Genomic DNA, 14,069 nt, shown 5'->3' with positions numbered 1-14,069 from the left:
CAGCATTTATCTGGCCGGATAGCTGTTTGCTCCTGCAGGCATGATGCCTTTACCCATCCTGATCTCCAGTACAGACTCAACCTGATCATGGGTATTGGCAGCTAAACCCATCTCATAAGAGGGTTGTTGCACGGTGCGGCTGCGACATCCCAGCAGGCCGCAATCCTGTACTGTGGTGGTTTGATAACTGGCACCCAGCCGGTTATCGCTATCACGTTGCCGCTCAGTCATGGTTTCTTTGTCCACCACCACAAACCAGTCATAACCTTGCTCCGCTGTAAGTTCGGCGGCGCGGCGAAGTGCATATGCTTTGGCTTTACCACTGTCGTCGCCACGGGCTTTAAATACCACACGGTAATAATTATCATTAATTTGTTGCTCGCTATAACCATAGCCACTGCCGCGGGCCGCCCGGTAATCGGGCTGGCTGCTGCAAGCCGATAATAATAACGCAGTAAATATCATTAAAACGCTCATTAGTTGTTTCATTATATACCTCTGCTTTTATTGAGTGTTACGGTCAGTTAAATATTGCTTTTCTGCCGCCTGGCTTAGTGCCGGGCCGGCCATTAGGCTATCCAGAACGTTATCCAGAGCATGTCCGCCCGTTGCCGTCTGATAATTGCCAGCAGCGAGGTTCCGTTCAGTGCTCAGCGACGCTTGCAGTACCCATTTATCTTGAGTGCGACAGGCAATATTCTCGCTTTGTACCTTGTTATCTTGCAGCGTATATTGCCGGCAAAAATCACCTTGCTGACTGATAAAGCTTAATTGTGGAATGAATTGCTGTTGGGCAATAGCATAAGAGTGGCCACTAGGCGCGCTGCTTAACAACTGTGCTACCTCACTATTAAGTGTGGTCAACGTACCTTGCCGTTGCTCGCTTAGTTGCGACAGGCCATAACCGGCAAATAAGGCGATACAGGCTACGGCGGCTGCGTGTTGCTGCACATGCTGTTGTGCCCGGCGCCACCATGGAAACGCCACGACATTAGCGCTTGCGGGTTTTTCATTATTATCCAGTAGCTGTAGCACGCCTGCTGGCATGGGCTGCTGGTCAATTTGCTGGTAATGCTGCAACACCAGGCTGTCAACCATCGCCAAGTCGGCCATGCGTTCTGTCAGTTGCTCATCGTGCATTAGCTGTTGTCTTACCTGCTCCATTTCGTGCTCGGGTAACGCCGCATCTAAAAAAGCAGATAGCATTTCATCAGAAATTTTCATGCCAGGGTTCCTTTTTGTTGTAAGGCGTTAACCATGGCTACCCGGGCTCTGGCTAACCGGCTCATAATCGTTCCTGCCGGAATAGCCAGTATGTTTGCTGCCTCGTTATAACTCAAACCCTGCACCGCGACCAATGACAACACTTCGCGTTGTTCATCCGGCAGCGTGTTCATCGCGGTATTGACCTCAGCCAATTGAATATCGTTAAGCATGTCCTGCTCACCGTCAGTAAAGTTTTCCTGCTGGAGCTCGGTTTTATTTGCGGCCTGCTGCCTGACTTTTTGGGCCCGGTAATCATCTATCCAGATATTACGGCAAATTTTAAAGGCCCATTGTGGCAGGGGGATTCCGGTAGCAGGCGGCGAATCCAGTAAGCGCAGCACGGTGTTTTGCAGCAGGTCGTCGGCGTCGGCCATACTGCCTGTCAGCGAGTAAGCAAAGCGACGTAGTGCTGGCAATAGTAGTTTTAGTTCTGCTTTCATGGTTAGGTTATACTCCTGTTTACCCTGATAACGGTTCAGCAGGAAAAGTTATTCCATCATCCAGGGAATTTTTTTTGATGCCAGCCGTTTAATGTTGTAACAACAGGCTTAAGTTACAGGGATTATCATGCAACGACATTTTATTTTTAGCGCTATTATGCTGATGGTTGGGTTGCAAACCCATAGCCAGATATTGCCAACAGAAACGTTGCCACAGATATTGCCGCAAATCACTGATCCTGTACAGCGGGCAGCAGCGCAGGCTCAGCAACGGGTATTGCAACAGCATAAGTTAACACAGCAGTTAGCTGAAAAAGCAGCCTTACCTGATCCGTTAACTGTACTACCCCAAACCCTGGAGGTATTGAATCAAAGCGGCGAAGTTCGCTGGCGTGAAGTTGAGGTAGAGCATGGGTTTCGGGCAATAGAGCGGGAATGGTTGTTATTAGTCAGCATTAGCGAGTGGCAGCAATTAATTGCTCGCTGGCCGCAGGTGCCGGCTCTGGTGCAATCTGAAGATCATCTGGAAGCATTGGGCTTACGGCTGGTCAATATTAAGGTGCCAGCAGAACTGGATTCAGCCACCGCCTTAGACCATAAACTAAAAACCGAGCTGACAACCCTGGCCGGGCGAAACCATGTGTACCAACCCCAGCTAGCCCTATCGAACGAGCAGTCAACATCGGCAAATGATCGTGCGGCGATGTGCAATATACCGGTGACACTGGGCATGGTGGATACAGCAATTGCGCTGGGCCATCCGGCATTGCAACAGCAGTCCGGTCAGTTAACCATTGCGCAGCATAACTTCCTCCCTGCTGATATGGCACAAAGTTATGGTCATGGCACGGCGATAGCCGGGGTATTGGCCGGGCAGCATAATAATTCGCCGTTGTTGCCTCAATTGCACTTATACAGTGCTGGCGCATTCTATCCAAGCAACCTTTATCAGCAATCAGCGACGCTTTCTCATATTGTTAAGGCGCTAAACTGGCTTGCCAGTGAACAGGTAACGGTGATTAATATGAGCCTGACCGGGCCTGATAACCCGGTGCTGGCGGCAGTGGTAAGGCAGTTAGCAGCGCAGCAGATAATACTGGTGGCGGCAGCAGGCAATGGTGGCCCAGCCGCTGCGCCATTGTTTCCAGCCGCCTATGCTGATGTGCTGGCAGTAACAGCGGTTGATCAGCAGCTGCAACTGTATCGTTGGGCCAATCAGGGAGATTATATTGATTTTGCCGCACCAGGAGTAAAAGTGAGCGCACTGCGAGCAGGTGGCGATGTCGCTGCGCAAAGTGGTACGTCAATAGCTACGCCTGTGGTTAGTGCTGCAATAGCCTGTTTACGGGCGCAGCAACCAACAATAACGTTGGCACAAATTCGCCAGCGATTAATTGCACAAGCCCGCGATTTAGGCGGGCAAGGTAAGGATCCTCAGTTTGGATATGGCTTAATTGCTGCGCCATTAAAAACCGAGCTGAAGTAATAAAGCGGTGCGGGTTTCCCGGTAATCTGCACTGTCTATGGTAGAGCTGAAATCACCATGTTCAACTTTACCTATGACTGCAAAATGCTGATTTAGACTGACTTGCCAGCTTGCCTCTACGACAGCCTGGGTATCAGCGCGCTCAGCAGTTTGATAGTCGCGTTGACTTACCCTGGCGCCAAGTTGTAGCTGCTGCTGATATTGCCAAAGTGTAAAACGATTGGAGAGTTTAGCTCTTGCCCCTGGTGCGGTATAGCTGAACACATTATCGCGGCTGCTTTCATCTTCCCATACCAGACCTATCGAAAAAAAATGCTGGCCAGACTCAGAAAACCAGAAGCTGTCAGCACTGGCACTGAATGTGCTGGCGTCACGCTCATCATTGCGGGCAAACTCTTTTTTGGCCATGGTCAGTGCCGGGCGGATAAACCAGGTGTCACTGCCACTTACCATTGTGTATAAACTCGCCTGATTAAGCTTAAGAAACGCTGCGCTATCCAGCTGAGCGTTGGCATGATAAATATTGGCGCCAACACTATGCTGGCCCAGTTGGTAACTGGCATCGACATAAGCCAGCTGCAAACGGGTATTAAAGTCACTCGCCTGCCGATAAGCTTTATTTTGGATACTGTAACCGGCATCAAGTTTAATGTTAGCGCTTGCCTGCCAGCTTGCTGCCAGTTCCGCTTCCAGTAATGTGGCACTGTCTGCCTGGCCACTGGCTTGCTGCAATGCACTGACATTAACATTTGACTGATATTCACCGCCAAGCCGGGCTTTGCCCGTAACACTAAGTGGCTCAGCACCATGACTTAACCCACTGCCAAAAATTGCCGTGTGCGCTAAGGTGATCAGTACGCATCGTTGAATAAGCGCCATAATTTCTCTCCTGCATACAATAAGCGCCGCACAAGCGGCGCTTATTAAGCCTTACAGTCCGGTTGATAAATTAATGGTGTTACGCACCGTGTTGCTGACTTGGGCATTTACTGCCTGAGTAACGCTTTGGGCAACTTCAGCGTTTGCGCTTTGTTGCAGCATTTGGCTGGCGTCAGCCATAATCTGCTGCTGAACGGCACCGCTGGTGTCGGTTGTTAACGCAGCGGACAACTGGTTACTGGCTTGGGCAGCGACCGAGCTCAGGGCGCTGTTGGCATTGCCGCTCACAGCGCTGGCCAATTCAGTATTAGCATTGACTGCTGCAGAGGTTGCGCCGGTTAAAGTCGCGGCCACGGCGACGGTTTGGTCGACCAGAGCCGAGCTGTCGGTTAATAGAGCTGTGCTACTATTGCCAAGGTTGGCAACCAGATTGGTGGTAGTGCTGTTAACATTGCTGGCTAACGAGGTTTCAGGCATGGTTGCTGATTCGCTGTCGTCTGACTCATTTTGGGCAGTGGTATCAACTTCAGCATCGGTTTCGCCGCTGTTGTCAGTTTCTGCCGAACCGGCCACCGGCGCAGGCGCCGGGCTCGCTTGTGCCTGGGCTTGCTGGTTGCTGCTGGCTGAACCGGATACCTGCAGTGGGCTGGTGGCCATTGGTTGCTGACTAACGCTTAACTGAACATCGTTATTGCTTTGCGCGGCAACGGCAACATCTGCTGCGTGGCCAAAGGCTGACAAACACGCTAAGGCAATTAAAGTAGGGGTTAATATCTTTTTCATGGTCATGTTCCTCGTTTTGTCGTGATTGACATAGCGATAACGGCCCAGCCTGACGATTTATTCCCGCTCATTAGCAAAATGATTTAAATCGTCCTGGTAATTTGGTCTGACCAATCTCGTTGCTGCTTTGGTAATCTATCAGTGTTGAGTACCAATTAAGAACAGGCTAGGGTAGTGCTAACTGTCACCATGGAGACAACCTAATGGACCATTACGCTGCACTAAAAACTAATGTTGGCTTGCTGGGTACTCAGCTGGGTGACACGATTCGTAACCAGCTGGGTGATGCCTTACTGGAACGGGTCGAGCAAATCCGGATGCTTTCCAAGGCGGCGCGCCAGGGAGAAGAGCTGCAGGCCGATAAGCTGAAACAGGTACTGCGTAGCCTGAGCGACGATGAATTATTGCCAGTGGCCCGCGCTTTTGCCCAGTTTTTAAACCTGGCTAATTTAGCCGAACAGCATCACACCATCAGTCGGATTGGCCACGCCAGCATTGAGAAACCGGAGCCACTTCACGAATTATTCAATTTGCTCGACGACAAAAAAATTGCCGGCGACCAGGTTAAGAAAGCAGTAGCGGATTTGTCCATTGAGCTGGTGCTGACCGCCCACCCCACTGAAGTGTCGCGCCGCACGCTTATTCATAAACTGACGGAGATTGCCGGCTGCTTAACTGAACTGGAACAGGATTTACCTGCGACCCGGCAACAACAAGTAGAAATGAGATTAAGCGAACTTATTGCTCAGGCCTGGCACACCAATGAAATTCGGGAGCAACGACCGACGCCGGTTGATGAAGCCAAATCAGGTTTTGCGGTGATCGAAAGCTCGTTATGGCAAGCCATTCCGGACTTTTTACGGGAGCTGGATCAGAAACTGCTGAGCGCGACAGGTTTGGGCCTGGCACCGGACGCGGCGCCGGTAAAGTTTTCATCCTGGATGGGCGGCGATCGTGACGGTAACCCCTTTGTTACCGCCAAAGTAACCCGCCAGGTGCTGTTGCTAAGCCGTTGGAAAGCTGCCGATTTATTTGCCGCAGATTTAGATAATCTCAGCAGTGAATTGTCGATGTCGCAAGCTAATGATGCGCTGCGGGCAGCAGCGGGTGAGGCCAGTGAGCCTTATCGGCTGGTGCTGAACCAGTTGCAAAGTGGCCTGCTGCGCAGTCGCGACTGGCTAACCGAGGCGCTGAAACATGACCGGCTGCAGCGGCCAGACAACTTAATCTGGCACAATAAACAACTGCTGCAACCCTTACTGTTGTGTTACCAGTCATTGCTCGACTGCGGTATGGCTGTGATCGCCAATGGCCGCTTGCTGGATACCATCCGCCGCGCCTATGCGTTTGGTTTAACCCTGTTAAAGCTGGATATCCGTCAGGATGCCGGCCGCCATGCTCAGGTATTTGCTGAATTAACCCGGCATCTTGGCTTGGGCGATTACAGCGCCTGGGACGAAAGCGCCCGCCAGGCCTTTTTGCTGGCTGAACTGGCCAACCGCCGGCCATTATTTCCAAAACACTGGCAGCCGTCTGACGATGCTCAGGAGGTACTGGACACTTGTGACATCGTGGCCCGCCATGGCAGCGAAGCCCTGAGTACCTACGTCATTTCGATGGCCGGAAAACCCTCTGATGTGCTGGCGGTGCAATTATTGCTCAAAGAAGCCGGTAGCAGTTTCCCGATGCCGGTAGCGCCACTGTTTGAAACGTTAAGCGACTTGCAGAATGCACCGGATTGCATGCAGCGCTTGCTCAGTATCGACTGGTATCGCGGTTACATCAACGGCAAACAGGAAGTAATGATTGGTTACTCTGACTCGGCCAAAGACGCTGGCGTTTTTGCCGCCGCCTGGGCCCAGTATAGCGCTCAGGAAGCCTTAGTGGCCATTTGCCAGCAGGCCAAAGTTCAACTAACCCTGTTTCATGGCCGCGGCGGCACTATTGGCCGTGGCGGCGGCCCGGCCCATGCGGCTATTTTATCGCAACCACCGGGCTCGCTGGCCGGCGGGCTGCGGGTTACCGAACAAGGCGAGATGATCCGCTTTAAATTTGGTTTGCCAAAACTAGCGCAGCGCAGCCTGGCGCTGTATGCCAGTGCTGTGCTGGAAGGCTTATTGCTGCCGCCGCCGGTGCCTAGGCAAAGCTGGCGCGAAATGATGCAGCAGCTGGCCGACGACTCATGTGAAGCTTATCGTGCCGTGGTGCGCCACAATAAAGACTTTGTGGCTTATTTTCGTGCCGCCACACCTGAGCAGGAGCTGGGCCAGTTGCCGCTGGGCAGCCGGCCAGCCAAGCGTAACCCGACTGGCGGCGTGGAAAGCCTGCGGGCGATACCGTGGCAATTTGCCTGGTCGCAAAACCGCTTAATGCTGCCAGCCTGGCTGGGTGCCGGCTCAGCGCTGGCTAAAGCCAGTGAACAGAATAAAACAGCACTGCTGGATGAAATGCAGCAGCAATGGCCGTTTTTCGCCACCCGGATGTCGATGCTGGAAATGGTATTTTTAAAAGCCGACGTTGAAATTGCTGCCTACTATGACAAGGTACTGGTGCCGGAAGAGTTACAGCATTTAGGGCAGGAGCTCAGGTCACAGTTAACCGCCGACCGTGAATTGCTGTTAAAGCTTATCCATAGCGACACCCTGATGGCCAACGAGAGCTGGATCCGCGAGTCGATTATGCTGCGCAATACCTATGTTGACCCGCTGCATATTTTGCAGGCTGAACTGTTAAACCGGGTCCGTCATCAGCCTGAGCGGGTAAATCCGATGATCAGCCGGGCGTTGATGGTCAGTATCGCCGGTATCGCTGCAGGCATGCGTAACTCGGGATAACCAGCTGCAGCTATAACCGTGAGCCGTAGCCAACAGGCTGCTATAGTTAGCTTACTGAAAAATAGGCTTAAGCCGGAGGGATAATGCGGCAATGGTTATTACTGATACTATTCATTGGCATCTGGGGATGCCCCGGCGTTGTTGCTCAGCAGAGTGACAACGGGCAACCTGCCACGGAAATAAAAGTTGTTAATGCGCCGCAGGATCAAGAGATTGCCACCCGCTTAACACAGATAACCGGGTCAATCTCTGGTTTGGAGCATATTGAAATAACGGTGCAGGCCGGAGTTGTCACCCTGCAGGGTGAGGTCGCCAGCGCTCAGCTGAGAAATGAAATAACCACCATTGCCAACAGGCTGGAAGGGGTGGTTCATGTTCAAAATCAGTTACAGGAACAATTGGCAGTGCGCTCGCGCCTGGCGCCGGCTGCCGAAAAATTCCGGGAGATGCTCGGCACTACAGTGCAAATGTTACCGTTGTTGTTACTCGCTGTGCTGGCCGTTGTGCTGTTTTCATTGCTGGGCAGTTGGCTATCGAGGCGCAATGCTTTATTGCGCCGGGTCGGCCTTAGCGAATTGGCCACCAACCTCGGTATGCGTTTTGTGCGGTTGATTGTTACCAGTATTGGTATTTTAATTGCGCTGGAACTGCTTGATGCCACCGCACTGGTTAGTGCCATGCTGGGAGTAGCCGGTGTTATTGGTATCGCGCTGGGGTTTGCTTTTCGCAATATTGTCGAAAACTATCTGGCCGGGGTACTGCTCAGCACCCGCAACCCTTTTGCCATTGGTGATTTTATTCAGGTTGACGACATGACCGGCAAAGTGATGCGGCTAACCTCGCGCGATACGGTGCTAATGACCTTAGACGGCAATCATTTACGCATTCCTAACAGTCAGATAATTACCTCACCGATGACCAATTTCACCCGCAATCCACTGCGCCGCTTTGAATTTAATGTTGGTGTATCGGTAGAGCTTGATCTGGTCAGGGTAAGAGCGTTGGCAATAAGCACGTTAGCCGATATGCCCGGCATTCTGGCTGAACCCCGGCCCCGGGTTCTGGTGCTGGAGCTGGGTGACAGCGCAGTAACCGTGCGGGTGCTGGCCTGGATTGACCAACGGCAGACCGATTTTTTAAAAGCCCGCAGCGAAGCAATTCGCCTGGTGAAAACCGCCTTTGATCAAGCCGGTATTGAAATGCCAGAGCCTATCTACCGGATCCATATGGCTGATATGACAGCAAAAAGCACTGAGCAGAATAATAATGAACCCGCAAAAATGGCGAAAAGCCCGGTGGTAGCCGACTCGGTTGCCGCGGCGGTAGACGTTAGCGCCGACACCACTATTGAGCAGCAGCTGAATGAAGAGCTAAGCCAGTCATCAGAGCAGAACTTACTGCCAGCCACTAACAACAGCCCCGCTGGCAACGGGGCCTGATCTTATGTCCGTGGTTTAAACTCCAGCACAGTGGCGTTGATGCAATAGCGGGGACGACCATTGGGGCCGTCATTAAACACGTGGCCTAAATGAATGCCGGAAACTTTAGCGCGGATCTCTGTGCGGCGTATGCCATAACGGTTATCCGGTTTTTCGACCACGGCATCCTTAACCGGTCTGGTAAAGGATAACCAGCCACTATTTGAGTTAAAGCGATCGCGGGTGTCAAATAGTGGTGCACCACTGAGTTTATCGATGAAAACGCCATCGGGGGTGTTGTTAAATATTTCATATTCTTTGCAAAACCGCTGATCAGTTCCCTCATCAAAAGCCACATCGAATGCCTCACTGTCACCCAGTTTAAATTTACCTAACAGCAAATAAAACTCATCCGCAGACAAGAAGCCCTGTCGGCTATAAACCTCTTGGCCATCTTGGAGCAATATAATAGTAGGTGTAGCCCAGGTTGGTGATGTAATTGACAAGTCCTTAAGCTGGCTGGCAAACCGGAAATGCATCGGAATGTCACCCATGTAGGTGCTGGCAACCTCTGCTTTAAACTTTTCGCAATATGGACAGTAGCTTTCAGAATCGATCACCAAAATGTGCTTGCCGTTTAGCATTGCGCTGTTATCCACTGCTGCAGTCTGTGCTGGCGTATCGCGGTTAAAGCGCACCCCGGTGGAGTGATCCGGGCAGTAACCATTCGGGTTTTTGGCAATATAATCCTGATGATACGCCTCGGCTGGAAAAAATTCTGACAGCGGTTTTAACTGCGTCACAATCTGGCCATAGCCGGCGGCGGTTAATAACGGCTGATACTGCTGCATCACTGCCTCAGCCCGAGCGTATTGCTCGGCGCTGTTGGTCAGAATAATGGAGCGGTACTGGGTGCCGACATCATTACCCTGGCGGTTAAGCTGGGTCGGGTCATGACTTTCAAAGTAATGTTGCAGCAAGGTTTCAAGGCTGATTTGTTGCGGATTAAACGTTACCTGTACCACTTCAGCATGGTTGTTGGGGTTCATTTTATTACTATGCTTTGTAATAGCCCGATAATTCGGCTCCACTCCTTTACCATCTGCATAACCGGATACGGCATCAACGACACCAGCCAGCTTTTCGTAGCGCATCTCAGCACCCCAAAAGCAGCCTGAACCCAGTACTATAGTGTCCAGCTGAGCAGTAAGCGGCATGTCCGACGCCAGTTGCTCTGGCTTAATCGGGCTGGCAGCGGGTAATTCCCGCGCCGGGGCATTTAATGCTGAAAATACCAGCAAGGATAGTAATAATGCGACAATAAAACTCAGATATTTCATCAAATTTTCCTGCAGTTGCTTTGGCTACTGAACTTGTTCGGTTACTAAAGCAGACCGGATAGCTCGCTGCAGGCTTTCAAGTGCTAAGCTTATTTCATCGAAAATTGGCGAACTAACGTTAAGGTCTGCTCTATCTGGCGGCGGCTGATATCCAGATGACATACCCAGCGCAGCCGCATCAGCGTCCCCCGGGCAGCATGATAACGACTGGCGGTAACCTTAATACCCATATCAGCCAGATAAGGTAGCAAGCCATCAGCCAGCACGGGATCCACATCGGTAAATACGATATTGGTTTGCGGTGCGATCACTGTCAGCGAGCTCAGCGTAGGCAATTGGCGGGCCAGCTGGCTTAAGCCGTCAGCCAAAAGCTGAGCATTGCCATGGTCGTCGGCCAGCCTGTCAATATTGTGTTTAAGCGCATAAAGGCCGGCAGCGGTTAGCACACCGGTCTGGCGCATGCCGCCGCCGAGCATTTTTCTGACCCGTTTTGCCTGTTGAATAAAATCTGTTGAGCCCAGCAGTAGCGAACCGACCGGGCAGCCCAGGCCTTTAGATAAACATAAAGATACCGAGTCATAACCCTGACATAATTGGCGGGCCATTTGCCAGGGGCTTAGCTGGTGATCGGGTGCCAGCGCCACCGCCGCATTCATCAGCCGGGCCCCGTCAATATGACATTTCAGGCCTTTTTCTTTGGCTAGTGCTGCGACATCGCGCATATAACCTAGCGGTAATACCTTACCACCGACGGTATTCTCAATCACAATTAAGCGGGTGCGGGCAAAATGAGGGTCGTCAGGTTTGATAGCTGCGGCGATATCGTCAAGCGCCAGCGTGCCATCGCTTTGTAACTCCAGGGGCTGTGGCTGAATGGAGCCCAGTACCGCCATACCGCCCGCTTCCCATTTGTAGGTGTGCCATTGCTGACCAACAATGGCCTCATCACCACGCTGGCAGTGGCTCATCATGGCGATTAAGTTAGTCTGGGTGCCACTGGGCGCAAACAGCGCGGCGTCAAAGCCCAGCAGCTCAGCAGCATAGCGTTGCAGCTCAAGGGTGGTTGGGTCGTCGTTAAACACATCATCGCCCAGCGCAGCATCATGCATGGCGTGGCGCATTGCCGCGCTGGGTTGGGTTACGGTATCACTGCGAAAATCGGCCATTGAGGTTCTCTGGGTTGTCAGTTCTGTAAAGTTGCGCTGATACCTTCAGGCTAAAACGGCAATACAGAGAAAAGCAAGTTCGAAACGTCGGATAGCACTTAAAACAGGAAATAAAAAAACCGCCCGGTTAACGCCGGGCGGTTTTTATCAAGCGAGTACTATTTAGTAGAAGCTGATTCTGAAATCAACGCCCAATACCCGCGGTTCATTAACAAAACCAGTCAGGTTGTTGAAGTCGATCGCACCTTTGAGGTTATCTTCATCGGTAATATTGCGACCAAAAAAGCCCACTTCATAATTGTGTGCATAGTTGATATACGCCACCCTTATGCCCGCTTCGAAGTTATTGTCCGAGTTAAACTCGGCTGATTCATACAGAAACAGGTTAGTTTCGCCCTGTAACTGATAATCGGCGTAAATATAAATTTCACCACTTTCGATTGGGAAGTCGTAACGGCCATTTAAGGTCAGAATGGTTTCCGGTGCCTGTGGGAACGGGTTACCATCAATAAATACCAGATTGTCACCGGCGCTTGGGTCCAGAGGCGTACAGTATGGTTGGAAGCTCTGATTTAGTGCGCCACAGTAGGCTACTGTTAAAGAGTCATCTTGTAGTTCAGTATGGTTATAACTGAAACCACCGCCAAGGGTGAAGTACGGCGTAGCACGCCAGTCAAAGTCGATTTCAAAGCCGTAGCCTACGCCTTTGTTAGCGTTGATCAGCTGGTTACCCTGCGTTTCACCACCAATTGCTGACAGCTGAATGTCGTCTATGGTGTAGTAAAACAAGGCGCCGTTTAAGCGCAGGGTGTTATCCAGTAAGTCTGACTTAGCACCGACTTCATAAGACATAATGGTTTCTGATTCAGCTACTGATGGTGGCGCTTCAAACGCGACATCACGACCCTGAATAGACTGGGCACGGAAGCCATCAGCTGCGCGGGCAAATAAACTGGTTTTGTCAGTTAATCGATAGTTAGCACTTAGCTCCCAGCTGATCTGATCGTCAGACACTTTAATCGGATCATACTGCTGAACTCTTGCATCACCGGTTACCAGTGCAAAACCATTAACGTTTTGCTCGCCAACGTAAAAGGTTTTTTCATCGTCGGTGTAGCGGATACCGGCAGTGATATCCAGTTTGTCATCTACTTTATAAGAGCTCTGGCCAAATACAGCCCAGCTGGTATTGCCATGGAACACTTCCGTGGCACCAAAGTAACCATCAATACTGTTTACGCCAAATGATGAATCGAAATAGAAACCACCTACCTGCCAACTTAATGCATCACGGGTGTCACTGGCTAAGCGAACTTCCTGCGTGAATTGCTTTAAATCTTTTAACTGGTCTTCGGTTACCGCCTGAAACAAAATAAAGTCAGGGCCGGTCGGGTTGCCGCCGTCAATATCGCCAATACCACCGCCATCGGCTTTCTCCACCGCTGAAATACTGGTTAGGGTCATATCCTTAAGCTCAAAGTCCATTTTTAATGAACCGCCCCAGCCATCATAGCTTTGCGGGTTATTACGCCCTTCGTTGTACGCTACCGAATCACGATCATAGTTGTCATTGAGCTCGTTACTGCCCGGGCTTAAAATATTGGCCCGGAATAAGGTGGAAGTGCCGTCATAATTGCGGGCATGCAGGTTTAGCAGGGCATCAAAACCAGCACCTTCATATAAAAACTGTACCCGGCCGGCTTTTTCATCGTAGCCGCCCATGACATCGTTATTACCGTAGAAGCTATTGCTGACCCAGTCGTCACGGTGGTTAGACATTAACGAAAGCCGCGCAGATAACTCATCGGTCAAGCCGCCGCCGATGGCACCTTCCGCATTCATCATGCCCAGGCTGCCCACACTGGTCTTAAAGTAACCATCAAATTCCTGGCGTGGCTTAACCGTATCAAACTTAATAATACCGGCAGTGGTGTTACGGCCAAACAAGGTGCCCTGCGGGCCGCGGATAACTTCCACTGCCTGCATGTCAAATAATGGAAAGCTTTTTAATATCACGTTCTCCATTACCACTTCGTCCATAACAATAGACACTGGCTGGGAAGCCGCTAAATCAAAATCGGTATTCCCTAAACCACGAATATAAAAGCGCGGTGCAGCACGGCCATTGGATGTTTCAGCATACAAACCAGGAACTTTTACCGCCAGCGCGGTAATATCATCGCCGCCGGAAAAAATGGCGTTAAAACGATCCTGGCTGATGGTCGCTACCGAAATAGGCACTTCCTGGATACTCTGGCTGCGTTTCTGCGCCGTAATGGTTATGGTTTCCAGCTTATTATCTTTTTGCTCGCTGTTATTTTCCTCAGTTTGTGCCATCGCAGCAAAACTTGCAGCGCCAAACAAACCAGCGCAAATTGCCAGATTCAGAGCAGACTTTTTCATGCCTTTCATTAAGTTTAACCTTCATATCATCACTGGGGTGGGTTCAGACTAGCC

At 51.1% G+C, this 14,069-nt stretch carries 11 protein-coding genes; 3 read left to right on the top strand and 8 right to left on the bottom strand.

Going from position 1 to position 14,069, the window contains the following annotated elements:
• Positions 1–6 precede the first annotated feature (6 nt).
• The 3 genes from B2Q61_RS13775 to B2Q61_RS13765 are packed head-to-tail and all read right to left on the bottom strand — an operon-like array spanning position 7 to position 1,706.
• Positions 7–489, bottom strand: coding sequence for a CC0125/CC1285 family lipoprotein (locus B2Q61_RS13775; RefSeq protein WP_290618205.1), 483 nt, complete (start codon positions 487–489; stop codon positions 7–9).
• 15 nt (positions 490–504) lie between these two features.
• Complete coding sequence (locus B2Q61_RS13770) at positions 505–1,224, bottom strand: hypothetical protein (protein WP_290618207.1); 720 nt, start codon at positions 1,222–1,224, stop codon at positions 505–507.
• Complete coding sequence (locus tag B2Q61_RS13765; RefSeq protein WP_290618209.1) at positions 1,221–1,706, bottom strand: RNA polymerase sigma factor; 486 nt, start codon at positions 1,704–1,706, stop codon at positions 1,221–1,223. The genes B2Q61_RS13770 and B2Q61_RS13765 overlap by 4 nt, the downstream gene beginning before the upstream one ends.
• Positions 1,707–1,833: 127 nt before the next feature.
• Here B2Q61_RS13765 and B2Q61_RS13760 point away from each other — a divergent pair, with 127 nt between their 5' ends.
• Complete coding sequence (locus tag B2Q61_RS13760; RefSeq protein WP_290618211.1) at positions 1,834–3,192, top strand: S8 family serine peptidase; 1,359 nt, start codon at positions 1,834–1,836, stop codon at positions 3,190–3,192.
• Here B2Q61_RS13760 and B2Q61_RS13755 read toward each other — a convergent pair.
• The gene (locus B2Q61_RS13755) at positions 3,172–4,071 is read right to left on the bottom strand and encodes a surface lipoprotein assembly modifier (protein ID WP_290618214.1); all 900 of its coding nucleotides are present in this window, start codon (positions 4,069–4,071) and stop codon (positions 3,172–3,174) included. The two genes, B2Q61_RS13760 and B2Q61_RS13755, sit on opposite strands and share 21 nt — an antisense overlap.
• Before the next feature lie 51 nt (positions 4,072–4,122).
• Positions 4,123–4,854: a hypothetical protein gene (locus B2Q61_RS13750; RefSeq protein WP_290618216.1), complete on the bottom strand. Its 732-nt coding sequence runs from the start codon at positions 4,852–4,854 to the stop codon at positions 4,123–4,125.
• Between the two features lie 203 nt (positions 4,855–5,057).
• On the opposite strand from B2Q61_RS13750, the gene ppc reads away from it, so the two are divergent.
• The gene (ppc, locus tag B2Q61_RS13745; RefSeq protein WP_290618218.1) at positions 5,058–7,688 is read left to right on the top strand and encodes a phosphoenolpyruvate carboxylase; all 2,631 of its coding nucleotides are present in this window, start codon (positions 5,058–5,060) and stop codon (positions 7,686–7,688) included.
• Positions 7,689–7,771: 83 nt separating this feature from the next.
• Entirely contained in the window at positions 7,772–9,127 is a 1,356-nt protein-coding gene (locus B2Q61_RS13740) for a mechanosensitive ion channel family protein (protein WP_290618220.1), read from the top strand.
• 2 nt (positions 9,128–9,129) lie between these two features.
• On the opposite strand, the gene msrA is transcribed toward B2Q61_RS13740, so the two are convergent.
• The 3 genes from msrA to B2Q61_RS13725 form a co-directional block, all read right to left on the bottom strand.
• Positions 9,130–10,446, bottom strand: coding sequence for a peptide-methionine (S)-S-oxide reductase MsrA (gene msrA / locus B2Q61_RS13735; protein WP_290618222.1), 1,317 nt, complete (start codon positions 10,444–10,446; stop codon positions 9,130–9,132).
• An 89-nt stretch (positions 10,447–10,535) separates the two neighbouring features.
• Positions 10,536–11,612: a low-specificity L-threonine aldolase gene (gene ltaE / locus B2Q61_RS13730; RefSeq protein ID WP_290618224.1), complete on the bottom strand. Its 1,077-nt coding sequence runs from the start codon at positions 11,610–11,612 to the stop codon at positions 10,536–10,538.
• Between the two features lie 162 nt (positions 11,613–11,774).
• Positions 11,775–14,015 carry a TonB-dependent receptor gene (locus tag B2Q61_RS13725; RefSeq protein WP_290618226.1) on the bottom strand — a complete coding sequence of 747 codons (2,241 nt, stop codon included), beginning with the start codon at positions 14,013–14,015 and terminating at the stop codon, positions 11,775–11,777.
• Between the last annotated feature and the right edge of the window lie 54 nt (positions 14,016–14,069).

Source organism: Arsukibacterium sp. UBA5043 (assembly GCA_002415085.1).
Lineage (GTDB): Bacteria > Pseudomonadota > Gammaproteobacteria > Enterobacterales > Alteromonadaceae > Alishewanella.
The sequence above is the reverse complement of the archived record's forward strand: the minus strand, read 5'-3'. Positions and strand labels throughout refer to the sequence as shown.

What these genes read in the sequence shown, in the direction of transcription:
- B2Q61_RS13775 (WP_290618205.1), bottom strand. Translation starts at nt 489, where the DNA reads ATGAAACAACTAATGAGCGTTTTAATGATATTTACTGCGTTATTATTA.
- B2Q61_RS13770 (WP_290618207.1), bottom strand. Translation starts at nt 1,224, where the DNA reads ATGAAAATTTCTGATGAAATGCTATCTGCTTTTTTAGATGCGGCGTTA.
- B2Q61_RS13765 (WP_290618209.1), bottom strand. Translation starts at nt 1,706, where the DNA reads ATGAAAGCAGAACTAAAACTACTATTGCCAGCACTACGTCGCTTTGCT.
- B2Q61_RS13760 (WP_290618211.1), top strand. Translation starts at nt 1,834, where the DNA reads ATGCAACGACATTTTATTTTTAGCGCTATTATGCTGATGGTTGGGTTG.
- B2Q61_RS13755 (WP_290618214.1), bottom strand. Translation starts at nt 4,071, where the DNA reads ATGGCGCTTATTCAACGATGCGTACTGATCACCTTAGCGCACACGGCA.
- B2Q61_RS13750 (WP_290618216.1), bottom strand. Translation starts at nt 4,854, where the DNA reads ATGAAAAAGATATTAACCCCTACTTTAATTGCCTTAGCGTGTTTGTCA.
- ppc (WP_290618218.1), top strand. Translation starts at nt 5,058, where the DNA reads ATGGACCATTACGCTGCACTAAAAACTAATGTTGGCTTGCTGGGTACT.
- B2Q61_RS13740 (WP_290618220.1), top strand. Translation starts at nt 7,772, where the DNA reads ATGCGGCAATGGTTATTACTGATACTATTCATTGGCATCTGGGGATGC.
- msrA (WP_290618222.1), bottom strand. Translation starts at nt 10,446, where the DNA reads ATGAAATATCTGAGTTTTATTGTCGCATTATTACTATCCTTGCTGGTA.
- ltaE (WP_290618224.1), bottom strand. Translation starts at nt 11,612, where the DNA reads ATGGCCGATTTTCGCAGTGATACCGTAACCCAACCCAGCGCGGCAATG.
- B2Q61_RS13725 (WP_290618226.1), bottom strand. Translation starts at nt 14,015, where the DNA reads ATGAAAAAGTCTGCTCTGAATCTGGCAATTTGCGCTGGTTTGTTTGGC.